Source organism: Haloferax sp. Atlit-48N, assembly GCF_003383015.2.
Classification (GTDB): Archaea; Halobacteriota; Halobacteria; order Halobacteriales; family Haloferacaceae; genus Haloferax; species Haloferax volcanii.
This window is the reverse complement of the sequence record NZ_CP137689.1, coordinates 17327-40367: the sequence shown is the minus strand read 5'-3', so window position 1 is coordinate 40367 and position 23041 is coordinate 17327. Positions and strand designations below refer to the sequence as shown.

Annotated in this window: 22 protein-coding genes; 11 read left to right on the top strand and 11 right to left on the bottom strand. The window is 67.7% G+C overall.

All coding sequences use genetic code 11. The features are described from left to right. The first annotated feature begins 71 nt into the window (after window positions 1–71). The 3 genes from argF to DEQ67_RS00190 all read left to right on the top strand — a co-directional run bounded on the left by argF (window position 72) and on the right by DEQ67_RS00190 (window position 4773). A complete protein-coding gene (argF, locus tag DEQ67_RS00200) occupies window positions 72–968 on the top strand; it encodes an ornithine carbamoyltransferase (protein ID WP_004065839.1) in 897 nt (298 codons plus the stop codon). Window positions 969–1110: 142 nt separating this feature from the next. Then, complete coding sequence (locus tag DEQ67_RS00195) at window positions 1111–3315, top strand: ATP-dependent DNA helicase (RefSeq protein WP_115891806.1); 2205 nt, start codon at window positions 1111–1113, stop codon at window positions 3313–3315. Window positions 3316–3396: 81 nt separating this feature from the next. Then, entirely contained in the window at window positions 3397–4773 is a 1377-nt protein-coding gene (locus DEQ67_RS00190; protein ID WP_115891805.1) for a cytochrome P450, read from the top strand. A 53-nt stretch (window positions 4774–4826) separates the two neighbouring features. Here DEQ67_RS00190 and DEQ67_RS00185 read toward each other — a convergent pair whose 3' ends face one another. Beyond that, window positions 4827–5324, bottom strand: coding sequence for a 2'-5' RNA ligase family protein (locus DEQ67_RS00185; protein ID WP_004065843.1), 498 nt, complete (start codon window positions 5322–5324; stop codon window positions 4827–4829). Window positions 5325–5377: 53 nt separating this feature from the next. Further along, window positions 5378–5572 (bottom strand): DUF7554 family protein, encoded by a 195-nt coding sequence (locus tag DEQ67_RS00180; RefSeq protein WP_004045037.1) that lies wholly within the window; start codon window positions 5570–5572, stop codon window positions 5378–5380. Window positions 5573–5672: 100 nt separating this feature from the next. Here DEQ67_RS00180 and DEQ67_RS00175 point away from each other — a divergent pair, with 100 nt between their 5' ends. Both DEQ67_RS00175 and DEQ67_RS00170 read left to right on the top strand, forming a co-directional pair. Further along, window positions 5673–6869, top strand: coding sequence for an SPFH domain-containing protein (locus tag DEQ67_RS00175; RefSeq protein ID WP_115860703.1), 1197 nt, complete (start codon window positions 5673–5675; stop codon window positions 6867–6869). 451 nt (window positions 6870–7320) lie between these two features. Beyond that, window positions 7321–7815, top strand: a complete 495-nt coding sequence (locus DEQ67_RS00170) for an acyl-CoA thioesterase (protein ID WP_004045032.1) — start codon at window positions 7321–7323, stop codon at window positions 7813–7815. Window positions 7816–7842: 27 nt separating this feature from the next. Here DEQ67_RS00170 and DEQ67_RS00165 read toward each other — a convergent pair whose 3' ends face one another. From DEQ67_RS00165 to uvrB, 5 genes are all read right to left on the bottom strand, one after another. Beyond that, window positions 7843–8283 (bottom strand): universal stress protein, encoded by a 441-nt coding sequence (locus DEQ67_RS00165; RefSeq protein ID WP_004065845.1) that lies wholly within the window; start codon window positions 8281–8283, stop codon window positions 7843–7845. Between the two features lie 69 nt (window positions 8284–8352). Further along, entirely contained in the window at window positions 8353–9435 is a 1083-nt protein-coding gene (locus tag DEQ67_RS00160; RefSeq protein WP_004065846.1) for a sulfite exporter TauE/SafE family protein, read from the bottom strand. 14 nt (window positions 9436–9449) lie between these two features. Then, window positions 9450–9644, bottom strand: a complete 195-nt coding sequence (locus DEQ67_RS00155) for a hypothetical protein (protein ID WP_008605979.1) — start codon at window positions 9642–9644, stop codon at window positions 9450–9452. A 199-nt stretch (window positions 9645–9843) separates the two neighbouring features. Continuing rightward, the gene (locus DEQ67_RS00150; RefSeq protein ID WP_115860705.1) at window positions 9844–10263 is read right to left on the bottom strand and encodes an NUDIX hydrolase; all 420 of its coding nucleotides are present in this window, start codon (window positions 10261–10263) and stop codon (window positions 9844–9846) included. A 6-nt stretch (window positions 10264–10269) separates the two neighbouring features. Continuing rightward, window positions 10270–12366 carry an excinuclease ABC subunit UvrB gene (uvrB, locus tag DEQ67_RS00145; RefSeq protein WP_115801975.1) on the bottom strand — a complete coding sequence of 699 codons (2097 nt, stop codon included), beginning with the start codon at window positions 12364–12366 and terminating at the stop codon, window positions 10270–10272. 88 nt (window positions 12367–12454) lie between these two features. Between uvrB and DEQ67_RS00140 the strand changes: the two genes are divergently transcribed. Next, window positions 12455–12724 carry a DUF7553 family protein gene (locus DEQ67_RS00140; RefSeq protein ID WP_115801974.1) on the top strand — a complete coding sequence of 90 codons (270 nt, stop codon included), beginning with the start codon at window positions 12455–12457 and terminating at the stop codon, window positions 12722–12724. Between the two features lie 145 nt (window positions 12725–12869). Here DEQ67_RS00140 and DEQ67_RS00135 read toward each other — a convergent pair whose 3' ends face one another. Then, window positions 12870–13469: a hypothetical protein gene (locus DEQ67_RS00135; protein WP_049896172.1), complete on the bottom strand. Its 600-nt coding sequence runs from the start codon at window positions 13467–13469 to the stop codon at window positions 12870–12872. A 182-nt stretch (window positions 13470–13651) separates the two neighbouring features. Between DEQ67_RS00135 and DEQ67_RS00130 the strand changes: the two genes are divergently transcribed. Beyond that, window positions 13652–15094, top strand: a complete 1443-nt coding sequence (locus DEQ67_RS00130) for a short-chain fatty acid transporter (protein ID WP_115891804.1) — start codon at window positions 13652–13654, stop codon at window positions 15092–15094. A gap of 58 nt (window positions 15095–15152) precedes the next feature. Here the strand turns inward: DEQ67_RS00130 and DEQ67_RS00125 are convergent, their stop codons facing one another. Next, the gene (locus tag DEQ67_RS00125; protein ID WP_004065861.1) at window positions 15153–16013 is read right to left on the bottom strand and encodes a sulfurtransferase; all 861 of its coding nucleotides are present in this window, start codon (window positions 16011–16013) and stop codon (window positions 15153–15155) included. A 251-nt stretch (window positions 16014–16264) separates the two neighbouring features. Here DEQ67_RS00125 and DEQ67_RS00120 point away from each other — a divergent pair, with 251 nt between their 5' ends. Then, window positions 16265–17041 (top strand): sulfurtransferase, encoded by a 777-nt coding sequence (locus DEQ67_RS00120; RefSeq protein WP_115891803.1) that lies wholly within the window; start codon window positions 16265–16267, stop codon window positions 17039–17041. Window positions 17042–17050: 9 nt separating this feature from the next. Here DEQ67_RS00120 and DEQ67_RS00115 read toward each other — a convergent pair whose 3' ends face one another. Beyond that, on the bottom strand, window positions 17051–18103 hold the full coding sequence (locus DEQ67_RS00115) for an AI-2E family transporter (protein ID WP_115860711.1): 1053 nt from the start codon (window positions 18101–18103) through the stop codon (window positions 17051–17053). 130 nt (window positions 18104–18233) lie between these two features. On the opposite strand from DEQ67_RS00115, the gene DEQ67_RS00110 reads away from it, so the two are divergent. From DEQ67_RS00110 to DEQ67_RS00100, 3 genes are all read left to right on the top strand, one after another. Then, a complete protein-coding gene (locus DEQ67_RS00110) occupies window positions 18234–19370 on the top strand; it encodes a thiamine ABC transporter substrate-binding protein (RefSeq protein ID WP_115891802.1) in 1137 nt (378 codons plus the stop codon). A 9-nt stretch (window positions 19371–19379) separates the two neighbouring features. Continuing rightward, the gene (locus DEQ67_RS00105) at window positions 19380–21101 is read left to right on the top strand and encodes an ABC transporter permease (protein ID WP_115891801.1); all 1722 of its coding nucleotides are present in this window, start codon (window positions 19380–19382) and stop codon (window positions 21099–21101) included. Window positions 21102–21219: 118 nt separating this feature from the next. Continuing rightward, entirely contained in the window at window positions 21220–22305 is a 1086-nt protein-coding gene (locus tag DEQ67_RS00100; protein ID WP_115891800.1) for an ABC transporter ATP-binding protein, read from the top strand. A gap of 26 nt (window positions 22306–22331) precedes the next feature. Here DEQ67_RS00100 and DEQ67_RS00095 read toward each other — a convergent pair whose 3' ends face one another. Beyond that, entirely contained in the window at window positions 22332–23012 is a 681-nt protein-coding gene (locus tag DEQ67_RS00095) for a class I SAM-dependent methyltransferase (protein WP_008605397.1), read from the bottom strand. Window positions 23013–23041 lie beyond the last annotated feature (29 nt).

The following is a 23041-nucleotide window of genomic DNA, read 5'->3' as shown; positions in this document are numbered from 1 at the left end:
CGGAGGCGAACGGCGACGACGACCAGACACCCGAGACGACGAACCGACACGGAGACACGACATACGACACAATGCTCGAAACCACCCACTTCACCGACATCGACGACATCAGCGCATCGGAGTTAGACCGCGTTCTCACCCGCGCCGCCGACATCAAGTCCGGCGACGACGAGACGCAGCTCACCCGAGCGACGCTGGCGATGCTCTTCGAGAAACCGAGTACCCGGACGCGTGTCTCCTTCGAGACGGGGATGACCGAACTGGGCGGCCACGCGCTGTTCCTCGGCCCCGAGGACATCCAGCTCGGCCACGGCGAGCCGCTTTCGGACACCGCGCGCGTGCTGGGTCGCTACGGCGACGCCATCATGGTCCGCCTGTTCGAACACGAGGACCTCCTCGAAATCGCGGAGCACTCCGACGCGCCGGTCATCAACGGCCTGACCGACGACGCCCACCCCTGCCAGACGCTCGCCGACCTGCTCACCATCCGCGAACACGTCGGCGACTTCGACGAGGTGTCCGCGGCGTGGGTCGGAGACGGCAACAACGTCGGCCAGTCGTTCGTCCTCGGCTGTGCGATGGCCGGCATCGACCTCACCGTGGCGACCCCGCCGGAGTACGGCGTCGACGACGACGTGCTCGAGAAGGCCGCCGAACTCGGCTCGACGCCGACGATTACGACCGACCCCGAGGAGGCCGTTTCGGACGCGGACGTGGTCTACACCGACGTGTGGATTTCGATGGGCCAGGAGGACCAGCGCCACGAGAAACTGCAAGCGTTCGAGGGGTTCCAACTCAACGAGGAGTTGCTCTCGGGGACCGACGCGCAGGTCATGCACTGCCTGCCGGCCCACCGCGGCGAGGAGATTACCGGCGACGTGCTCGAAGGCGAGCGCTCGCTCGTCTGGGACCAGGCGGAGAACCGCCTGCACGCCCAGAAGGGTCTCATCGTCGAACTGCTCGAATAAATTCGGGTCCACGGCGGTCGCGGCTCTTTGCAGCTTCTCAGAAGACGCCGTCGAGCGCGGAGGTACGCTCTACCGTTCCCGTCGCCTCCGGCGGTGTCGAGGCCTCCGAGCCTTTTAATCGGATGGCGGCCGAGATTCTCCCGTGGCCCACGCCAACGGCGCACCCGACGACGGCGACGCGGACGGAGCGTGGCGGTTCTTCCCGTACGACGAGCCGTACCCGAATCAGGAGGCGGCGATGTCCGGCATCGCCGACGCGCTCGGCGACGAGCGGAACGTCCTCCTCGAAGGGGCGACCGGGACCGGGAAGACCATCTCCGCGCTCGTGCCCGCGCTCTCGTACGCCCGCGAGCACGACAAGACGGTCGTCATCACGACGAACGTCCACCAGCAGATGCGCCAGTTCGTCGAGGACGCCCGCGCCATCACCAGAGAGGAGGCCATCCGCGCGGTGGTGTTCCGCGGGAAGTCCTCGATGTGCCACATCGACGTGGGTTTTCAGGAGTGTCAGACCCTCCGCGATACGACCCGGAGCATCGTCGAAAAGGAGTCCGACAAGGCCGAACTCTCCGAGCAGGCGCAGTCGCTCCTCGACGGGATGCGCGAGGGGGAATCCGGCGCGGCCGACGCGCGAAGCACCGTCACGGACGAACTCGACGCCATCGACGACGAGTTGGCGGAGTTGAAGGAGGGCAACTACTGCGAGCACTACTACAACAACCTCACGCGGAACACAGACGAGTTCTTCCAGTGGCTGTTCGACGACGTGCGGACGCCCGACGAGATTTTCGAGTACGCGGGCAAGCAGAACCTCTGCGGCTACGAACTGCTCAAGGAGGGCATGGAGGGCATCGACCTCGTCGTCTGCAACTACCACCACCTGCTCGACCCGATGATACGCGAGCAGTTCTTCCGGTGGTTGGACCGCGACCCCGACGACGTGATTACGGTGTTCGACGAGGCGCACAACATCGAGGGCGCGGCCCGCGACCACGCGAGTCGCGCGCTCACCGAGAACACGCTCGAAAGCGCGATGACCGAGTTGGAAGACGAAGACGACTCGCGGGCCGAGAGCGCCCGCAACGTCATCGGAACGTTCCTCGACGCGCTGCGCGACAGCTACGAATCGGCGTTCGGCTTCGGCGAGCGCGAGCAGGTCGGTGAGAACTGGTACGACCTCTCTATCGCCAGTCAGGGTCGTCGCGACGACCTGACGATGGAGTTCCTACAATCCTACGAGGGCCGCGGCATCGACGTGGAGGTCGAACTCGCGCTCCAGTTGGGCAAGCAGTTAGACGAGCAGTACGAAGACGCGTACAAGAACGGCGAGGCGACGACGCGCAAGGAGTGCCAGACGCTCCAGGCGGCGAACTTCATCGCTGACTGGACGGAGCTGGGCGACGAACTCGGCCGCCACCCGATGCTGTCGGTCCGCCGCGACGGCGGCACCGACGAGATTTACGGCCGCGCGGAACTGTACACCTGTATCCCGCGGGAGGTCACGAAGGAGCTGTTCGAGGAGGTTCACGCGAGCATCCTGATGTCGGCGACGCTCCGCCCGTTCGACGTGACGGAAAGCACGCTCGGCCTCGACGACCCGGTGACGATGGCCTACGGCCTCGAATACCCCGAGGAGAACCGCCGGACGTTTTCGGTCTCGCTGCCCGCGCTGTTCTCCTCCGAGCGCGACGACCCCGGCACACAGGAGACGGTCGAGGAGGTGCTCGCGGACGCCGCCGGCTTCACGCCGGGGAACACGCTCGCGTTCTTCCCGTCGTACGCCGAGGCCGAGCGCTACCACGAACGCCTGCGGGCGAACCCGAACGTCGACGCGGAGCTGTTTTTAGACGAACCGGGCGTCCGCGCCGAGGAGATGCGCCGGGAGTTCGTCGCCAAGGACGGCGCGGTGCTTCTCACCTCGCTGTGGGGGACGCTCGCGGAGGGGGTGAGCTTCGACGGCGACGACGCCCGAACGGTCGTGGTCGTCGGCGTACCCTACCCGCATCTCTCCGAGCGGTTGGAGGCGGTACAAGACGCCTACGACCGCGTCTACCGTCGGAAAAAGGACGCCGGCTGGCGCTACGCCGTCGAGATTCCGACGATTCGAAAGACCCGACAGGCGCTCGGCCGGGTCATCCGCGCGCCCAACGACTTCGGCGTCCGCGTGCTGGCCGACAAGCGGTACACCCGCGAGAGCACCTCGATGGGGAAGTACGGCGTCCGCGGGTCGTTCCCGGTCGAGGAACGCTCCGAGATGGTCGATATCGCGCCGAACAAACTCAAGTTCGCGATGCTGAACTTCTACACCGACCACGACGCCTACGACGGCGACCCGCCGCGGCCCTGAGCCTGAGCGGGTCGCGCTCGGCGCGGAAAAGCCGGTCGCGACCGCCGTGCGATTCTTACCTGTTCGAACCAACACAGGGTGATGAGTGCGACCCCTCCCGGCCCGAAGGGCCTCCCGTTGTTCGGCGCGAGCAGACAGTACGCCCGCGACCCGTTTACGTTCCTGACGGCCGTCGCGGACACCTACGGCGACGTGGTCCACTTCGACCTCGGCCCGCTGGACACGTACATGCTCACGAACCCGGCGGACGTCGAGACGGTGCTCGTGAGCGAGGCGTCGAAGTTCAGAAAGCCGCAGTTCCAAGACCGCGCCATCGGCGACCTGCTGGGCGACGGCCTGCTGATGAGCGAGGGCGCGACGTGGAAGAGACAGCGCCAGCTCGCCCAGCCGGCGTTCGACGTGCGGCGCATCTCGACGATGGCCGGCATGATGACCGACCGGACGGAGTCGATGCTGTCGTCGTGGGGCGACGGCGACGTGGTGGACGTGCAACTGGAGATGGCGCGGCTGACCGTCGAGATAATCGTCGACGCCATGTTCGGCACCGACCTCGACGACGAGCGCATCCGGCGGGTACAGGAGAACCTCGAACCGCTCGGCGCGCGGTTCGAACCCGACCCGCTTCGGTTCCTGACGCCCGACTGGGCACCGACGCGGGAGAACCGCGAGTACAAGCGGGCGCTGTCCGAACTCGAATCGCTCGTCTGGGACATCGTCGAGGAGCGCCGCGGGACCGAGTACGGCGAGACGCCGGCGTCGTCGGTGCCGGCCGACGCGACGGGCGAGGAGCGGCCGATGGACCTGCTTTCGATGCTGCTCCGCGCCTACGACGAGGGCGAGCAGACGGAGGAGAACCTCCGCGACGAGCTGCTGACGATGCTCCTCGCGGGCCACGACACGACGGCGCTGACGCTGACGTACGCGTGGTATCTGCTCTCGCAACACCCCGAGGCGGAGGCGAAGCTCCACCGCGAACTGGACGAGGTACTCGGCGGGCGGACGCCGACGTTCGAGGACGTGCGACAGCTGGAGTACACAGAGCGCGTGCTGAACGAAGCGATGCGGCTGTATCCGCCGGTGTACGTCATGTTCCGCGAGCCGAAGGTGGACGTTCGCCTCGGCGGCTACCGCGTCCCCGCGGGGTCGGCCATCATGCTCCCGCAGTGGGTCGTCCACCGCTCGGAGCGCTGGTGGGACGACCCGTTGGAGTTCGACCCGGACCGCTGGGCACCCGAGCGGGCCGGCGACCGGCCGCGCTTCGCGTACTTCCCGTTCGGCGGCGGGCCGCGCCACTGCATCGGCAAGCATCTCTCGCTGCTCGAAGGGCAGCTCATCCTCGGCACCGTCGCCCAGCGGTACGAACTCGACTACGTCCGCGACGAGCCGTTCTCGCTCCGCGGGTCGCTGACGATGCACCCGGAGGAGCCGATGGGGATGCGGCTCCGGGCGCGCGACTGACGGCGCGACCAGCGGACACGGGCGCACCGCCGACGCCGGTCGAACCCTCGCCGTCAGGCCGGAAGCGAAATCGAGGCCGTGGTCTCGCGGAACGACGAGTCGTAGATATCGAGCTGCGAGACGGTCCACTCGATGGAGTCGAGCGGTTGGCTCGCGACCGCGCGGGCGTCCGCGACGCTGCCGCCGCGAGCGAGCGTGACGTGCGGGACGTAGTCGTCGCCCTCGATTCCCTCGATAGCGCCGAACTCGTCGGTGAGCGTCCGGTGGAGGTCGAGAAGGCCGGGGCTGTCGACCGCGAGGTAGACGACCGGCGCGGCTCCGCGGGGCGGCTCCTCGAAGAATCGGACGTCAGTGACGCGGGCTTCGAACGCCGGTTGGCCGGCGAGCGCGCGCCGCAACTGTTCGCGGAGGCGGTCGAGGTCGGCGTCTTCGAACCGCTTGCAGACGAGCGTGTGCCGGTCGCGAACCCGGTCGAACGGGGCGAGGTACGGAAACAGGTCGGACGCGAGGCGGGCGACCCGCCCCGGAACCGGGACGTTCAGACTGTACACGCCCGTGTCTCACGCGAGAGACACAAAGGCGTATCGTCGTCGCCGCGGGAACGTCAGATTCGGTCGAGCAGCCAGAGGACGATGAGCGCCGCGACGACGAGTCCCAAAAGCGGCTGGAGCGGGCCGAGCAGCGCACCGAACAGCCCGAGCACCTCGCCGATGATTTCGAGGACGAGCCAGACGAGGACGAGCAGGAGGATGATTTTCAGCAGGTCCTCCACGTCGATTCGGCCGCGGTTCGTTCGCATACCGGGGCGTGAGGCGTTCGCGGACAAATAGTTGGTGGCCGGGTGAGTGGGTAGGTGAGTAGCCGGCTAGCTTTATTCCGTCTCGGTGTCACTCTCCACCATGGACAGCCTGTTCTACCAGCTCGGGAAGCTCTCGGCGTCCTCCTCGTCGTCGGGCGCGGAGCGGGTCGACAGCGACCCCGGCCGACTCCCGCGGTGGCTCGCCCCCCTCGCGGTCGCGGTGGTCGTCTTCGGCCTCGCGGTGGTCGTCTTCCCCGTCACGCCGCTGACGCTCGCGGGCTACGTCGTCCTCGCGCTCGCCGTCGCCGCGGTGTACGACGCGGTCGAAATCGTGCAGGCGTACGAAAAGCGGACGCTCACCGTGTTCGGGGACTACAAGGGCATCCTCGAACCGGGGCTGAACGTCGTCCCGCCGTTCGTCTCGAAGACCTACCGCTTCGACATGCGGACCCAAACGCTCGACGTGCCCTCGCAAGAAGCCATCACGGAGGACAACTCGCCGGTCACGGCCGACGCGGTGGTCTACATCCGCGTGATGGACCCCGAACGCGCCTTCCTGCAAGTCGACAACTACCGCCGGGCCGTCTCGCTGCTCGCCCAGACGACGCTCCGAGCCGCCCTCGGCGACATGGAACTCGACGACACGCTGGCGCGCCGCGACCACATCAACGCGCGCATCCGCCGGGAACTCGACGAGCCGACCGACGAGTGGGGCGTCCGCGTGGAGTCCGTCGAGGTCCGCGAGGTGAAGCCCTCGAAGGACGTCGAGAACGCGATGGAACAGCAGACCTCCGCCGAGCGCCGCCGCCGCGCCATGATTCTCGAAGCGCAGGGTGAGCGCCGCTCCGCCGTCGAGAAGGCGGAGGGCGACAAGCAGTCGAACATCATCCGCGCGCAGGGCGAAAAGCAGTCTCAAATCCTCGAAGCGCAGGGCGACGCCATCTCGACGGTGCTTCGGGCCCGCGCGGCGGAGTCGATGGGCGAGCGCGCCATCATCGACAAGGGCATGGAGACGCTGGCGAACATCGGCACCTCGCCGTCGACGACGTACGTCCTGCCGCAGGAGCTCACGTCGCTGCTCGGTCGCTACGGCAAGGGGCTGTCCGGCTCGGACGTACAGCAGGCGGCGGGACTCGAAAGCAAGGCGTTCGACGAGGAGACCCGCGAACTCCTCGGCCTCGACGACATCGGCGAGATACTCGGGGAGTTGGACGGCGTCGAGACGGCCGATATCTCCGCGGACGCGGTCGACATCGAAATCGAAGACGGCGGCGTCGAGGCTGAGCGCGTCGAGTGAGCGAAAATCGAAGGCGCGAATCAGTCGGAGACCCGTCCGACGCACCGGGGGCCGGTGCAGCGTCGTGTCCGGTCTGCGGGGGCGACCGGCGCGAGTCCCGTCGTCCGACCGTCGCGGTTCGGTGAGGCGCGAGGCGGACGTGAGACGGGAGCGGCTCGGTGCGTCGACTCTCGGGTCGCGGTTGATTTCCCGCCCGTCCGGTCGAACGAGAGTCGGAACCCTCCGGGAACGTCCTCCCGAACGCGGACGAGAGACGGGCGTCGGCGTCCCACCACCGGTCTGCGGTTCGCGCAGACACCATTCGATACGCAATAAACACTATTAATTGTCTAGGTTGTTGAAACGTGCGGGGCGTTCACCGACCAATCGACAACCCGAGCGATTAATCGCCTTTATTTCTATTTTTCAAGAGGTAGAATAATTTAACCACGTCCGACTCTGACGGTGTGGCATGCAACAGCAATCGTCGGTCGAGACGCGGTCGTTGTCGGCGTCTCGCGCCGAGATGAGCGAGATTCTGATGCCCAACGACACGAACAACCTCGGACGCGCCCTCGGCGGGCGGATTTTAGAGTGGATGGACGTCTGCGGGGCCATCGCCGGGCGGCGCTTCGCCGAGCGGCAGGTGGTCACGGCGTCGATGGACCACGTGGACTTCCTCGCGCCCATCGACGTGGGCGACGTGGTGACCGTCGAGGCGTACGTCTTCGACACCGGTCGCACCAGCATGGACATCAAGGTGGACGTGACCGCCGAGCGCCCGAGCGAGGGCGACCGCCGCGAGACGCTCACCTCCTTTTTCACCTTCGTCGCGCTCGACGACGACGAGAAGCCGGTTCCGGTCCCGGACCTCGTCTGCGACTCCCAAGAGGAGCGCGAACTGCGCGACGCGGCGCTCCAGAAGCGCCGCGAGCACCGCGCCGCGCTGGCAGAAGAGTTCGAGTAACGCGGCCCGCGAGCGAGCCGCGGGTGTTTATTCTTCGTCCGCCGCGCGGACGGTCAACACCGGCGCGTCCGACTGCCGGACGACGCGCTCGGTGACGGAGCCGACGAGGTAGTGGTCGAGGCCGGTGCGGCCGTGGGTCGCCATCACGACGAGGTCGATGTCGCCGTCGGCGGCGTAGTCGACGATAGTCGAGTGCGGCACGCCCTCCACGACGATGCGTTCGGTCTCGACGCCCTCGGGGAGCGCCTCGATTGCGGCGTCGGCCGCCGACTCCGCGCGGTCGAGTTCGGATTTTTCCCACACGTCCGGCGCGATGCCGGCCGAGGGCGACTCGAAGCGATTGCGCGAATCGGCCACCGACAGCACGTGGACCGTCGCGCCGTAGGTCTCCGCGAGGGTCGCCGCGTGTTCGATGGTCGCGTCGGTCGCGTCGCTGCCGTCGGTCGGAAGCAGGATGTGGTCGTACATGGGTGGGAGTTCAGAATCGAGGACTGTGAAAGTGGTGCCAGTGGGGGTGGTTCGGGTGGTCGTGAGTCGTTAGATACCCAGCGCCATCAGGAACAGCGCCAGCGAGATGACGGCGAAGAGGACGCCGACGAAGTTCTTGATGACGCTGGTCTCCAGCGCGTTCGACACGTAGGGCGCGATTTGGCCGCCGAGGACCGTCGCGGGGACGGTGAAGACGACCATGTTCCACGGCGTCGTCGCGAGGCTCAGCGAGTGGCCGCCGACGAGGCCGCCGCCGAAGACGTGGACGAGCGACGCCAAGATGGCGGTCAGCGCGACCACGATGTGGTTCGTGCCGATGGCGACGCGGACGGGGACTTTCGTGCCGAGCATCGAGATGATGCCGAGTTCACCGATACCGAAGCCGGCGAGGCCCTGGAACATCCCGCCGACGCTGTAATTGGCGAAGCGACGCAGGTAGCCGCCGCGGGTGTAGGTGTAGTCGTCACCGTCGCGGTCGACGCGGGTGACGGTGCCGTCGTCGGCCGTGTTGACGCCCGCGGGGCCGAGCTTACCGGGGTCGTTGGGGAGGCTCGCGGAGACGCCGCCGTCGGTGGCCGCGGCGTGGTCGGAGTCCGACGAGCCGTGGTCCTCGTGGCCGAGGTCGGCGTTGAAAAGCAGGTACGACGCGGCGAGCAGCGCGATGCCGAGCAGCGCGTGGAACACCACGTCGGGGATGACGAACGACAGGAGCGCGCCGCCGACGACGAACGGAATCGACCCGCCGACGAGCGTCAGCGCCAGCCGCCGGTCGACGAGACCGTACTGGATGAAGGCGACGGCCGAACTGGAGAGGCCGAACGCCTCGCTGATGAGGCCCACCTTGACCAGCGTCGACGAGTCGAGCGGGTGCGCGAAGATGGGGAAGATGAAGATGAGGAACGGGACGAAGAGCGCCGACCCGCTGATGCCGACCGTGTTCACGATGGTCGCGCCGGTGAGGAACACCGGGAACAGCCACCAGTACTGGAGCCAGTACTCCATGCCTGCACCCGACGGCGTCGGTGCCATGGTGAACACCGAGACGAGGAACAGCAGGGGAGCGATGAACACGAGGATGTGTTGGTACTTCAGGAACGACTTCTGAACGTGACTGAGAGACTGAGAGCTCATGGTTCTCGTTGTTGTCAGTTCGCAGTAGCGTCCGCGTGCACTCGCGTGGAGTGACGCGTCGAAAACAGCCCGTTTGCCGAGTCATCAGCGGCACCGACCCGCGCGCGTTCACCGTCTCCCGAGGATGCGACCGCGTCGCACACCGGGAGGACCGGCGTGCGGTGGTCGCCCGAACTGTCGAGCACGGAGTGCTCGAATCCGCGGACCATTCAGGTAATACCTCCGTTGGGGTAGGCGTGGTGAACGGAGTGGGTTGCAGGCTCGTCCGCCGAGGTGCGGATCACGGTGGAACGGGCATAGCGAAGTCGGAGTAATAAGTCTTGATGTCGACCCACTGATTTGGGTACGGACCACACACCGACGCGCGTCGAAAAACCAGTAACATGTGTTTCTATCCAAAATCTGCGCTCACTCGTTGAGTTCGAACGCCCGTCTGACCAGCGCCCGTTCGGTCTCGTAGGTGAGCCGTTGGAGGGCTTCGACCGGGGTAACCCACTGGCGCGCGTCCACCTCGGCGTCGGGCTCGAACTGGTGCTCGTCGACGACGCGCATGTGCCAGACGAACACGCCCTTCGGCCCGCTCTGTGTCTCCGCGTCGTCGGGGACGCGGTACTCGTAGCGGCCGGCGAACCGGCCGCAATCGACCTCGCATCTCGTCTCCTCGCGGACCTCTCTGACGGCGGTCTCGACCAGCGTCTCGCCGGGTTCGAGTTTCCCCTTCGGGAGCGACCAGTCGTCGTAGCGCGGCCGGTGGACGAGACAGAACCGGCCGTCGTCGCGGCGGAGAAGCCCGCCGGCCGCGAACGTCAGGGTTGGGGAGTGAGACACGGCCGGTCAGAACTCGTCCGGCGGCGTCAGGCCGTCGTCGCCGTCGCCGTCGTGTTCGTCCGGGTACTCGGGTGCGACGCCGTCTTCGAGCGCGTCCACGTCGAACTCGCGGCGGAGCGTCTGGATGCGGTCGCGGATGTCGGCGGCGAGTTCGAACTCGAGGTTGTCGGCGGCCTCCTGCATCCGGTCTTCGAGGAAGGCAATCTGTTCGACCGCCTCGTCGGCGTCGGCGGGTTCGTCGCCGGAGACGCCGCGGGTGTCGGTCTTGCTCCCCGGCAGGTTCGTCTCCCCGACCTCCTTTTCGATGGTCGTCGGCGTGTAGCCGTGTTCTTCGTTGAACTCCTGTTGGATGCGGCGGCGGCGCTGCGTCTCGGAGATGGCGGCCTCCATCGCGTCGGTCATCTCGTCGGCGTAGAGCACGACCTCGCCGTTGACGTTGCGGGCGGCGCGGCCCATCGTCTGGACGAGCGTGGTCTCGGAGCGCAGGAACCCCTGCTGGTCGGCGTCGAGGATGGCGACGAGCGACACCTCCGGAATGTCGAGGCCCTCGCGGAGGAGGTTGATGCCGACGAGTACGTCGATGTCGCCGAGGCGGAGCGACCGGATGAGCTCGTGGCGTTCGAGCGTGTCGGTCTCGTCGTGCATGTAGGCCACGTCGACGCCGGCCTCTTCGAGGTACTCGGTGAGGTCCTCGGCCATCCGCTTCGTGAGCGTCGTGACCAGCACGCGCTCGTCGCGGTCGATGCGCTCGTCGATGCGGGCCATCAGGTCGTCGACCTGCCCGGTCGCCTCCGTCACCTCGACTTTCGGGTCCACGAGGTGGGTCGGCCGGACGATTTGCTCGACGATTTGGTCGGAGTGCTCGCGCTCGTAGTCGCCGGGCGTCGCGGAGACGAAAAGCGTCTGCCCGACGGTCTCTTCGAACTCCTCGAAGGTGAGCGGGCGGTTGTCGTAGGCCGTCGGCAGGCGGAAGCCGTTTTCGACAAGCGAGTCCTTTCGGGACTTGTCGCCGGCGTACTGGCCCTTAATCTGCGGGAGCGTGACGTGCGACTCGTCGATGACGGTGAGGAAGTCGTCGGGGAAGTAGTCCAGAAGCGTGTAGGGCGCGTCGCCGGGTTCGCGGTCCGAGAGGTGGACCGAGTAGTTCTCGATGCCGGAGCAGTGACCCGTCTCGCGGAGCATCTCGATGTCGAAGGTGGTGCGCTCTTCGATGCGCTGGGCGGCCACGAGGTCGCCCTGTCGCTGGAAGTGCTTCACCCGCTGTTCCATCAGCTCTTCGATTTCCGAGATTGCGCCTTCGAGCTGTTCTTCGGGGATGGAGTAGTGCTCCGCCGGGTGGACGAGCACCGCCGGCTCCGACGACTTCACCTCGCCCTCCAGCGGGTCGAGCTTCAGCATCCGGTCGATTTCGTCGCCCCAGAACTCGATTCGGACGGCGTAGCGGCCGTACATCGGGAACACCTCGACGGTGTCGCCGCGGACGCGGAACGTGCCCTGCCGGAAGTCCACGTCGTTGCGCTCGTAGTTGAGGTCGACGAGGGCGCGGAGCAGTTCGTCGCGGTCCATCCCCTGGCCGACCTCCAGCCGGAGGGACATGTCGGTGTAGTTTTTCGGGTCACCGAGGCCGTAGATGGCCGACACCGAGGCGACGACGATGACGTCGTCGCGGGTGAGAAGCGACCGGGTCGCGGAGTGGCGGAGCCGGTCGATTTCCTCGTTTATCGACATGTCCTTGTCGATGTAGGTGTCGGTCTGTTCGATGTACGCCTCGGGCTGGTAGTAGTCGTAGTAGGAGACGAAGTACTCGACCGCGTTGTCGGGAAAGAGGCCCTTGAACTCCTCGTACAACTGGGCGGCGAGCGTCTTGTTGTGCGCGAGGACGAGCGTCGGCTTCTGAATCTCCTCGACCACCCACGAGACGGTGTTGGTCTTGCCGGAGCCGGTGACACCGAGCAGGGTCTGTACGTCGGCACCCTCGCGGAAGCCGCGGGCCAGCGCCTCGATTGCCTCGGGTTGGTCGCCCGCGGGGTCGAAAGGGGCGTCGACGCGGAATTCGCGGTCTGCGTCGGGTCTGTCGGCGGACAGGGGACCGGACTCGCTCATTGTCCGTCCTTGGGTCGCGGCGTACTTGAGCGAGGCGGTGCTTGTCGCCGGAGGAACGGTTTTGGGGCGGGCTATCGAACGTTCCCGTATGACGAGAGCCGAACTCGAACGCGCGAGCAACCTGCTCAAGGACGCCGCCGAGGCGACCGAAGGCGACGTACAGGAGCGACTCTACGAACAGTCCGACCAGCTGGCGACGCTGGCGACGCGCGAGCAGGGGCCGGACCACGGGCGACTCGCCCGGCACATGACGGTCCTTCACGACCTCGCCGAGGCCCTCGACGGCGACGCGGCCGAGACGGTCCGCGAGGCCCGAAGCGAGGTCCTCGAATACCGCAAGGGCGTCCCCGGCGTCTGACGACCGGCGGACATACCCCCTCGTTTCTACTGGAACTCACTCACATACGCCGCGCGTCGGTGCTGTCGGCGCGCGGTGAACGAAAACGGATTTTCACGCCGAGCGGGTCGCCAACGGCGGCCCCGGCGCGGAGACAGGTGATTGCTTAACAGACGTTCTTCGGCTTGACGCCCATGCCTTCGAGCGTCTCGACGTACTCGTCGTAGGCGGCTTCGACCACCGCGTCGGCGGCCTCGCGGGCGACGGCGTCGTCGTCGACGAGGTCGGAGACGGCGGCTTCGAGCGTGTCGAGTTGGTCGTTGAGGTCGGATTTGAGCGTACGGAAGTCGTTGGCGGCCATCGGGTCCGCGTCACCGACGAAGAAGCCGACCATCTGCTCGACGGTCTTCAGCGACACGAGCGCGCGGGCGAGCGCGCCGCCGAGGCGGCCGTCGGTCGTCTCGAACTCGGCGAGCACGTCGTAGACGTTCGGCTTCGAGCCGTCGGGTTCCGCGCCGACGGCCTCGGCGTGGTCGCGGGCGGTGTCCGCGAGGTCCGAAAACAGCGCGGCGGCCTCGTCGTTCGGTTCGTCGTCGGCCCACCAGTCGAACAGGTCGGCGGCGGCGGCGGCCTCGGCGGCGGCGGCCGCGCGGACCGCGTCGCCGTCCATCTCGCCGCCGGTGACGGCGTACAGCGCCTTCGAGGAACCGAGTCGGGAAAGCGGCGTCTCGTGGTCGTCGCGGAGGGTATCGAGGAGTTCGGTCATACGGTTCCGTATGTCCGTCTCGGGTTTGTACCCATCGGCGGCGGCGAGTCCGGCGCGAGTCCGCGACGGACGGGGGACGACCGGGGAGGGCCGACGAGCCGCCGATTCGTGACATTCAACCGAGCCGAATCCGCCCGAATATTAAACATTATATATTGTATTATCATGAAGTAATCCGGGCTATGACAAACGCTATCAGGCAGGCGGCGGAGCGGAGTTCGAAACTGGTCGAACAGTACCTCCCCGACGCGTTCCTGTTCGCCATCATCCTCACGGGCGTGGCGTTCGCGCTGGCGCTGGTCTCGGTCGCGCCGGGCGAGGGGACCGGCATCGTCGGACACGCCGGAAACCTCCTCGTCGACGGCTGGTACGGCGGCTTCTGGAACCTGCTTTCGTTCGGGATGCAGATGACGCTCATCCTGATGACGGGCTACGCGCTCGCGCAGACGAAGCCGGTAGACCGGCTCCTGACGCGACTCGCGGGCGTCCCGAGCACCGAGCGCGGCGCGGCCGCGATGGTTCCGGTCGTCGCCGCCGCGGCGTCGTTCGTCCACTGGGGTCTCGGCCTCGTCGTCGGGGCGCTTTTCGCCCGGAAGATAGCGACCGAGATGCGCGGCATCGACTTCCCCATCGTCGTCGCCGGCGCGTACTCCGGCTTCGTCGTCTGGCACGGCGGCCTCGCGGGGTCGATTCCGCTGTTGTTGAACACCGAGGGGAACTTCCTCATCGAGGCGGGTATCCTCGACACGACGTTCGGCACCGGCGGGACCATCTTCACCGTCGCCAACCTCGTGTTGGTCGTCGCGGTCGGCTTCCTCTTCCTGCCGGCGCTGTTCGCGCTCATGTACCCGACCGACGACGCGAAGAAGACGCCAATCGACCCCGCGGAGTTCGAGGCGGCGACCGACGGCGGCGAACAGGCGACAGGCGGGTGGGCCTCCACGTCCGTCCCCGAGGACGCCTCGCTCGCCACGCGCATCGAGCACTCGCTCGGCATCGGCGTGGCAATCGGCCTCGTCGGCCTGCTCGCCGTCGCTCTGTACTTCGTAGAGGGCATTCAGAACGGGACGATGCCGTGGAACAACCTCAATCTGAACATCGTCAACTTCGGCTTCCTCTTTCTCGGCCTGCTGTTCCACGGGACGCCCAAGGCGTACATCGAGGCCATCGTCGAGGCCGTCGAGAACGTCTGGGGCATCATCCTCCAGTTCCCCTTCTACGCGGGCATCATGGGCATCATGGCCTACGCGCCGGAGGGTTCGGTCAGCCTCGCCACGCAAATCGCACAGGGCATGGTCGCCGTCGCGCCCGACGGGACGCTCCCGGCGTTCGCCTTCTTTACGGCCGGTCTCGTGAACTTCTTCGTCCCCTCCGGCGGGGGCGAGTGGGCGGTCATCGGCGAGACGCTCGTCACGGCCGCGAAGACGTCCGGCGAGTCCATCCCGCGGGTCGCCGTCGCCGCCTCGTGGGGCGACGCGTGGACCAACATGATTCAGCCCTTCTGGGCCATCCCGCTGCTCTCCATCAGCGGCCTGTCGGTCCGCGACATCATGGGCTACTGCGTGATGGTGCTTCTCGGCGCGGGCGTCATCGTCGCTGTCGGCATCAGCGTCCTCCCGATGTAAGCCGCAAAAAGAACCGTACGGTCGGTTTCGAATCGAACTGAGAGCGAACCGAGGCGGCTCAGTTACCCTTCTCGACGGGCGCGCCGACGAGGTTGCCCCACTCGGTCCACGAGCCGTCGTAGTTGGTGACGTTCTCGTAGCCGAGGAGTTCGTGAAGGGCGAACCACGCGATGGACGAGCGCTCGCCGATGCGGCAGTAGGCGATGGTGGACTCGTCGCCTTCGATGCCCTGGTCCGCGTAGAGGTCGCGGAGTTCGTCGGCGGACTTGAAGGTGCCGTCGTCGTTGACGGTCGCGGCCCACGAGATGTTGCTCGCGCCGGGGATGTGGCCGCCGCGCTGGGCGGTCTCCTGCAGTCCCGGGGGCGCGAGAATCTCGCCGGAGAACTCTTCGGGCGAGCGAACGTCGACGAGGGGAAGGCCCTTGTCGACCGCCTTCTCGACGTCGTCGCGGTACGCGCGGATGTCCTCGAAGGGACCCTTGGCGGTGTAGTCTTGCTCCGGGAAGGACGGGACTTCGTCGGTCGTCGGATAGTCGTTGTCGACCCAGTAGTCGCGGCCGCCGTTCATGAGGTGAACGTCCTCGTGGCCGTAGTACTTGAACTGCCAGTAAGTGTAGGCGGCGAACCAGTTGGAGTTGTCGCCGTAGAGGACGACCGTGGAGTCCTCGGAGATACCGTGCGAACCGAGGAGGTCCTCGAAGTCCTCCTTGGTCAGCACGTCGCGGGTCGTCTGGTCCTGCAGTTGGGACTCCCAGTTGAACCCGATGGCACCGGGGGCGTGACTCTCGTCGTACGCCTCGGTGTCCACGTCCACTTCGACGAGTCGGTACGCCGCGTCGTCGCTCTGGAACTCGTCGAGGTGGCTCTCCACCCAGTCCGCGGAGACGAGTACGTCCTTCGCGTAATCGGAGTTTGACATCGCGTTTCCCCGTACAACAGGAAGGCCCATAACTCTCACAGCGACGGCATGTACGGCCTGACCTCGGGTGATGCGGCAATATTATCCTGAGTATGCCCCGAGAGACGACGAAAGGGATTCAGAGAACGGCCGTCTCGGACGGTATCAGGCCGGTATCCAACGGAACCAGCAACAACATCCGCTACCCCGGACACGGGGCGAGGGGTGCGAAGAAGGTCGGACCTAAACCCGCGGCCCGGAAACGTGGGGGCATGGTAGACGTGGTCTCTCCGACGTGGCTCGCGGACCGACTCGACGACGTGCGCGTGGTGGACGTGCGCGACGGCTGGGAGTTCGACGGCATCGGACACCTCCCCGGCGCGGTGTCGATACCGTTCGACAGATTCCGGAGCGCCGACGGCGACGTGGGGATGCTCCCCGGCCGCGACGCGTGGACCGACCTCCTGTCGGGCGCGGGCGTCGCGGCCGACGACGACGTGGTCGCCTACGACGATACCCACGGCGTCTTCGCGGCCCGCTTTCTCGTGACCGCGCTCCTCTACGGCCACGACCCCGAGCGACTCCACCTCCTCGACGGCGACTTCAGCGCGTGGAACCGCGAGCGCGAGACGACGACCGAGGCGAGCGAGGTCGCGGGAACGGTCTACGAGATAACCGAGCCGGCCGAGACGCCGCTCGTGGATTTCGAGGCCGTCGAGGCCGCGCTCGACGACCCCGAGACCGTCATCGTGGACACCCGCGACCCCGCGGAGTACGACGAGGGCCACCTCCCCGGCGCGGTCAACCTCGACTGGCGCGAGCTCGTCGACGACGAGACGCGCGGGCTGAAACCGCGGGACGAACTCGACTCGATTCTGGACGCCGCGGGCGTCACCCCGGACCGGCGGGTCGTCCTCTACTGCAACACCGCCCGGCGCATCAGCCACACCTACGTCGTGCTCTCGCACCTCGGCTACGACGACGTGGCGTTCTACGAGGGCAGCCTCACCGAGTGGGAGGAGCGCGACGGCGCGGTCGTCGAGGGCTGACGAGCGAGGTTACGGCTGACTCGGGTCGACCGAGTCGTCCGCGGACTCGCCGCGCTCGTCGCCGTCACCGCCCACGTCGTCGACGCGTAACTCCGCGCCGAGCAGGTCCACCGACTCCGCGAGGAGCGCGACGACGAGCGGGCCGGCGATGATGCCGACCGGGCCGAGGCTGAGCAGGCCGCCGACGAAGCCGACGAAGTAGAGGCTCCCCGGCAGGTCGGCGGTCTCTTTTGCGAGTCGGGGACGAATCAGGATGTCCGGGAGCCACGCGACCGCGAACCCGCCGACAGCGACGACGAGCGTGGCGGCGACGAAGTCGCCGACGGCGGCGTGGTAGGCGGCCATCGCCGCGAGCAGGACGCTCGGGCCGACGATGGGGATGAACTGGAGGACGGCCGCGACTGTCGCGAGCGTGACGACGTAGTCGTAGCCGAGCGCCCAGAAGACGACGAGACCGATGGCGAACGTGCCGACGGCGGTCGCCGCCTGCAAGACGTAGATGGCGAACAGCGTCTCGCGAGCCCGCTCGTTGAGCGCCGTCGCCGCGTCCCGGTAGTCGGCCGGGACCAGCGCGAGGAGCGTCCGCCCGACCGCGTCGCCACTGAGGAGCAGCGCGAACACGAGGAAGCCGAACAGCGTGAGTTTGATGAGGACCACGGGCGCGGCGGTGGCGGCGGTGCGGCCGACCGACCGGAGCAACCCGAGACCGACCGCGACCACGTCGTCCAGCGTCACCGTCTCGACCATCCCGAGGAACTCGATAGTCACCACGTCGGGGAGGAGCGCCGCGAGTTCGAGGATGTCGGTCAGGCGGAGAAAGAGGATGACGACGAGCGGCGCGAGCACGACGCCGACGCCGACCGCCGCGACGACGGTGGCGGCGAGGCTGGCGACCCACCGGGAGGCCCCGCGCGCTTCGAGGCGTCGCCTGAGCGGGACGAGCAGGTAGGCGACGGTGATGGCGAAAAACACCGTCGCCAGCACGTCTACGAGCAGGACCGCCGCGAGGAGCGCAAAGAGGGCGAACACGCCGCCGAGGACGTACGGGCGAGAAGCAGTCATCGCCCGAGATACTCTCGCTGACGGTAAAGCCGTTCTCCCGGGACAACCCTCGAAACCGACTGATTCGGCCGTTTACCCGGCCCCGCGAACATCACGCCCGTTAAGTACCACAGAGTACAACAACCGAGTAATGAGACGACGTAGCTTCCTCAGGGCCGCCGGGGCGGGAGGCGTCTCCGCGCTCCTCGCCGGCTGTACCGGGACCGGCGGCGAGCAGACGACGACCGAGGCCTCGGGCGACGCGACCGAGACGACAGCGACGACCGAGGGGACGACCGCGGGCGGCGAGTCGCGGACGCTCACCGTCGGCACCTACGGCTCGTTCGTCGACGCGCCGAGTTCGAGCCCCGGCCCGTGGCTGAAAGAGACGTTCGAGTCGGAGTTCGACGCGACGCTGGAGTGGCAGACGCCCGACTCGGGCGTGAACTACTACATCGAGCGCGGCCTCCGGGGCGTCGAGTCCGGCGCGGACCTCTACGTCGGCCTCGACGCGCAGATGCTCGTCCGCATCGACCGGGAGCTCGACGAGGCGCTGTTTTCGCCCGCCGAGGGGCTGTCCCGCATCGACGACGTAAAGGAGGGGCTGAACTTCGACCCGCAGGGCCGAGCGGTCCCCTACGACACGGGCTACATCTCGCTCGTCTACGACGAGACCTACGGCGACGGCGACTTCGTCGCCCCCGAGACGTTCGACGGCCTGCTGGACTCCGAGTACGCGGGCGCGCTCCTCGCGCAGAACCCCACGTCGTCGGCGACGGGGCAGGCGTTCCTGCTCCACACCATCGACGCCAAGGGCGAAGACGGCTACCTCGACTACTGGGCGAGCCTGAAGGAAAACGACGTGCGCGTCCTCGGCAACTGGGAGGACTCCTACAACGCCTACTCGAACGGGGAGGCCCCGATGGTCGTCTCGTACTCGACCGACCAGGTGTTCGCCGCCGAGTCCGGCGAGGACATGGCGAGACACCAGATTCGCTTCCTGAACGACCAGGCGTACGCCAACCCCGAGGGGATGGCCCCCTTCGCGGACGCGTCGAACCCCGACCTCGCGGTCGAGTTCATGGACTTCATGCTCCGGCCCGAGGTGCAGGCCGAAATCGCCGTCCGCAACGTCCAGTTCCCGGCGACGACCACCTCCGAACTCCCCGAGGACTTCGCGCAGTACGCCCAAGAGCCGCCGGAAGCCGTCACGTTCTCGTACGACCGGCTTCAGAACAACCTGAGTGACTGGACCGACGCGTGGGCCCGCGAGTTCGCCAGTAAGTGAGGTGAGCCGGTGAGCCGCGCCTCGGCCTCGGTTCGCCGGGTCGCCCGCGCCCTCGAACAGCGGCTGCTCACCCTCGTCGCGGCGCTCACCGCCGTCGTCCTTCTGGTCCTGTTTTACTACCCCGTCGCCACCGTCTTCGCGGACGCCGTCCTCGCCGACGGCCGGCTCACCGTCGAGCCCATCGCGGCGGTGCTGACGAGCGAGTTCTACCTCGTCGACATCATCTGGTTCACGGCGAAACAGGCGTTCTACTCGACGCTCGCCAGCCTCGCGCTCGGCCTCCCCGCCGCGTGGCTGTTCGCCCGCTTCGAGTTCCGCGGCCGCGAGACGCTCCGCTCGCTCACCATCCTCCCGTTCGTCATGCCCTCCATCATGGTCGCCATCGGCTTCGTGGCGACGTTCGGCCGCAACGGGACGCTGAACCGCGCGCTCTCCGCCGTCGGCCTCCCGCCGGTCGAACTGCTGTTCACGCTCGAAGCCATCATCGTCGCCCACGCGTTCTACAACGCCCCGCTCGTCGCCCGCGTCGTCACCGCGGCGTGGGAGAGCGTGGACGCCCGAACCGTCGAGACCGCCCGCTCGCTCGGCGCGAACCCGCGGCGGGCCTTCCGCGACGTGGTCCTCCCCCAACTCCTGCCGTCTATCGGCGTCGGCGCGACCCTGACGTTCATCTTCACCTTCGCGTCGTTCCCCATCGTCCTCGCGCTCGGCGGCTTCCAACTGGCGACCATCGAGGTGTTCGTCTACTCGCGGGTGCGGGACCTCGCGTACGCCGAGGCCGCCAGCCTCGCGGTCGTCGAGACGGCCGTTTCGATTACGCTGACCGCAGTCTACCTCCGGTACGAGGCCAGCCAGCGCTCGGCCGGCGGCGCGGCGAACCCGCTTCCCCGTCGGTCCGTCCTTCCCGCCGACTGGACGCCGAAATCGACGCTCCGGACGGTCGGCATCGCCGGTTACGCCCTCGTCGTCGGGCTGGTGTTCGTCGTCCCCGTCGCCAGCATGGTGCTGGCGAGCGTCACCGGCGGCGACGGCGGCCTCACCCTCGCCAACTACGCCTTCCTCGCCGAGCGGCAGGCGACCGGCGCGAGCTTTCAGGTCAAGCCCCTGCCGGCCATCCTGAACTCGCTGGGCTTCGCCGCGGGGACGCTCGTCGTGGCCGTCCCGATGGGCGTGACGATGGCCGTCCTCACGACCCGCCGGTACCGCGGGCGCGGACTCATCGACGTGCTCTCGATGGCTCCGTTCGCCGTCTCGGGCATCGTCGTCGGCCTCGGCCTGCTCCGCGGGCTGGTGTTCGGCGTCGACGTGTTGGGCACGCGAATCCGCGTCACCGGCGCGCTCGCCATCGTCGCGGCCCACGCCGTCGGCGCGTACCCCTTCGTCACCCGGAACGTCGCGCCGCTTTTCGCCCGGCTCGACGGCCGGCTCGTGGAGTCCGCGCGCTCGCTCGGCGCGACCAGAACCCGCGCGCTCGTGGATATCGAACTGCCGCTCGTCTGGGCCGGCGTCGTCGCGGGCGCGGCGTTCGCCGTCGCCATCAGCATCGGCGAGTTCGACTCGACCATCATCCTCGCGGAGGGCGCGGGAAGCTACACGATGCCCGTCGCCGTCGAGCGATTCCTCGGCCGACGGCTCGGCCCCGCGACGGCGATGGGCTGTCTCCTGCTTCTCGTCACGTCCGCCAGCTTCCTCGTCGTCGACCGCTTCGGCGGCCAGTGGGGCGAGCTATGAGGGAGCGCGGAGGGCGAAGCGAGAGCGGGCCGCAGCGAGCCAAACTCGGAGAGTCGCGGGAAGTGAGAATTATGCCCGTCCGCCGGCGAGGGGAGCACGTGACTTCGGAGGCGAACCCGTGAGACTCGAACTCGACGCGGTGTCCAAACGCTACGGGTCGGCGACGGCGCTCGATTCCGTCTCGCTGTCGGTCGACGACGGCGAGTTCTTCACGCTCGTCGGCCCCTCCGGTTGCGGGAAGACGACCACGCTCCGCTGTATCGCCGGCTTCGAGTCCCCGACCGAGGGGACCGTCCGCTTCGACGGCGAGTCGATGGTCGGCGTCGCGCCCGAGTCGCGGGGCGTCGGCGTCGTGTTCCAGAACTACGCGCTGTTCCCGCACCTCAGCGTCGGCGAGAACGTCGCCTACGGCCTCCGCTTTACCGACCCGCCGGGCGGCGGCTCCCGCGACGACCGCGTCGCGGAACTGCTTGACCTCGTCGACCTCGCGGGGTTCGAAGACCGCGACCCCGACTCGCTATCTGGCGGCCAACAACAGCGTGTCGCGCTCGCCCGCGCCCTCGCACCCGGCCCGGACCTGCTGCTCCTCGACGAGCCGATGTCGGCGCTGGACGCCCGACTCAGGGACCGTCTCCGCCGGCAGGTAAAGCGCATCCAGTCGGACCTCGGCGTGACGACCGTCTACGTCACCCACGACCAGTCGGAGGCGCTGGCGGTCTCGGACCGGGTGGCCGTCCTCAACGGCGGCCGCGTCGAGCAGGTCGGCCGCCCCCGCGAACTCTACCGCCGACCGCGGACGCGGTTCGTCGCGGAGTTCCTCGGCGAGAACAACGTCCTCGACGGGGTCGTCGAGTCTCGACCGGAAACGGGGGGGATTCGCGTCGGCGTCGGCGACGCGGTGTTCACGCTGGCCGAGGGGCGGCGGGTGCTCGGGGAGGCGGGGTCGAGAGCGGGAGCCGGCGACGAACTCACCTTCTGCGTCCGCCCCGAACAACTCCGGGCCGGCGCGGGGACGAACAAAATTCGGGGGACCGTCGTCGACACCGAGTTTCAGGGGGCGACGACGCGGGTCAGACTCGACTGGGGCGGGACGGAACTCGTCGTGGCGGTCGAAGACGGCGGCGAACAGTCGGACGCGGGGTTCGAGGTCGGGACGACGCTGGAAGTCGGATTCGCCCCGGCGTCGGCTCACGTCGTCGAATAGGTCGAGACGGTCGGTTTTCCGCCGTCTCAGGGCGCGACGCCGACGGTCAGGAGCGTGCCGAACGTCCGGTAGCGCTCGACCATCGCCTCGCGGGTCTCCCAGTCGTCGGTCGGGAACTCGGTCGCCGCCGGGATGTCGATGTCGAGGTCGGCGATGGAGTCCTGTTCCGCGACGTGGAGGCCGGCGTCGCGGAACGCCTCGCGGTACTCCGCGTGGGACCAGCGGGTCATGTCGATGGAGATGAGCTCCTGCCACTCGTGGGAGTGGACGTTCTCCTCGTAATAATTGACCGCGCAGTAGAACGTGCCGCCCGGCTTGAGGATACGAGCGATTTCTTCGAGGGTGTGGTGCGGGTCGGCGGCGTAGTAGAACGCCTCCATCGACCAGACGTGGTCGACGCTGTCGTCGTCGAACGGGAGGTCGTCGAAGTCGCCGACGAGAAACGAGAGGTCGTCGGTGTCGGTGTACGCGCGGGCGTTCTGGACCATCTCGGGCGAGCCGTCGAGGCCGAACCCGCGGCCGATACCCTTCGTGTCGCGGAGCGCGCGGAGGGCGTAGCCGCTTCCGGTCCCGAGGTCGACGACGGTGTCGCCTTCCTCGACGGGCATCCGTGCGAGCGCGTGCTTCGCGGTGTGCCAGTGTCGGTCCTCCATGCCCTTGTCGCGGCCGTCGGCCGCCCAGGCGTCGAACTCGTCGCGGACGCTCATATCGGAGCCTCGCGCGCCGGGGTGAAAAT

What these genes read in the sequence shown, in the direction of transcription:
- DEQ67_RS00130 (WP_115891804.1), top strand. Translation starts at nt 13,652, where the DNA reads ATGACAAACGCTATCAGGCAGGCGGCGGAGCGGAGTTCGAAACTGGTC.
- DEQ67_RS00155 (WP_008605979.1), bottom strand. Translation starts at nt 9,644, where the DNA reads ATGGTCCGCGGATTCGAGCACTCCGTGCTCGACAGTTCGGGCGACCAC.
- DEQ67_RS00115 (WP_115860711.1), bottom strand. Translation starts at nt 18,103, where the DNA reads ATGACTGCTTCTCGCCCGTACGTCCTCGGCGGCGTGTTCGCCCTCTTT.
- DEQ67_RS00095 (WP_008605397.1), bottom strand. Translation starts at nt 23,012, where the DNA reads ATGAGCGTCCGCGACGAGTTCGACGCCTGGGCGGCCGACGGCCGCGAC.
- argF (WP_004065839.1), top strand. Translation starts at nt 72, where the DNA reads ATGCTCGAAACCACCCACTTCACCGACATCGACGACATCAGCGCATCG.
- DEQ67_RS00175 (WP_115860703.1), top strand. Translation starts at nt 5,673, where the DNA reads ATGGACAGCCTGTTCTACCAGCTCGGGAAGCTCTCGGCGTCCTCCTCG.
- uvrB (WP_115801975.1), bottom strand. Translation starts at nt 12,366, where the DNA reads ATGAGCGAGTCCGGTCCCCTGTCCGCCGACAGACCCGACGCAGACCGC.
- DEQ67_RS00165 (WP_004065845.1), bottom strand. Translation starts at nt 8,283, where the DNA reads ATGTACGACCACATCCTGCTTCCGACCGACGGCAGCGACGCGACCGAC.
- DEQ67_RS00110 (WP_115891802.1), top strand. Translation starts at nt 18,234, where the DNA reads ATGAGACGACGTAGCTTCCTCAGGGCCGCCGGGGCGGGAGGCGTCTCC.
- DEQ67_RS00140 (WP_115801974.1), top strand. Translation starts at nt 12,455, where the DNA reads ATGACGAGAGCCGAACTCGAACGCGCGAGCAACCTGCTCAAGGACGCC.
- DEQ67_RS00135 (WP_049896172.1), bottom strand. Translation starts at nt 13,469, where the DNA reads ATGACCGAACTCCTCGATACCCTCCGCGACGACCACGAGACGCCGCTT.
- DEQ67_RS00170 (WP_004045032.1), top strand. Translation starts at nt 7,321, where the DNA reads ATGCAACAGCAATCGTCGGTCGAGACGCGGTCGTTGTCGGCGTCTCGC.
- DEQ67_RS00120 (WP_115891803.1), top strand. Translation starts at nt 16,265, where the DNA reads ATGGTAGACGTGGTCTCTCCGACGTGGCTCGCGGACCGACTCGACGAC.
- DEQ67_RS00180 (WP_004045037.1), bottom strand. Translation starts at nt 5,572, where the DNA reads ATGCGAACGAACCGCGGCCGAATCGACGTGGAGGACCTGCTGAAAATC.
- DEQ67_RS00125 (WP_004065861.1), bottom strand. Translation starts at nt 16,013, where the DNA reads ATGTCAAACTCCGATTACGCGAAGGACGTACTCGTCTCCGCGGACTGG.
- DEQ67_RS00190 (WP_115891805.1), top strand. Translation starts at nt 3,397, where the DNA reads ATGAGTGCGACCCCTCCCGGCCCGAAGGGCCTCCCGTTGTTCGGCGCG.
- DEQ67_RS00160 (WP_004065846.1), bottom strand. Translation starts at nt 9,435, where the DNA reads ATGAGCTCTCAGTCTCTCAGTCACGTTCAGAAGTCGTTCCTGAAGTAC.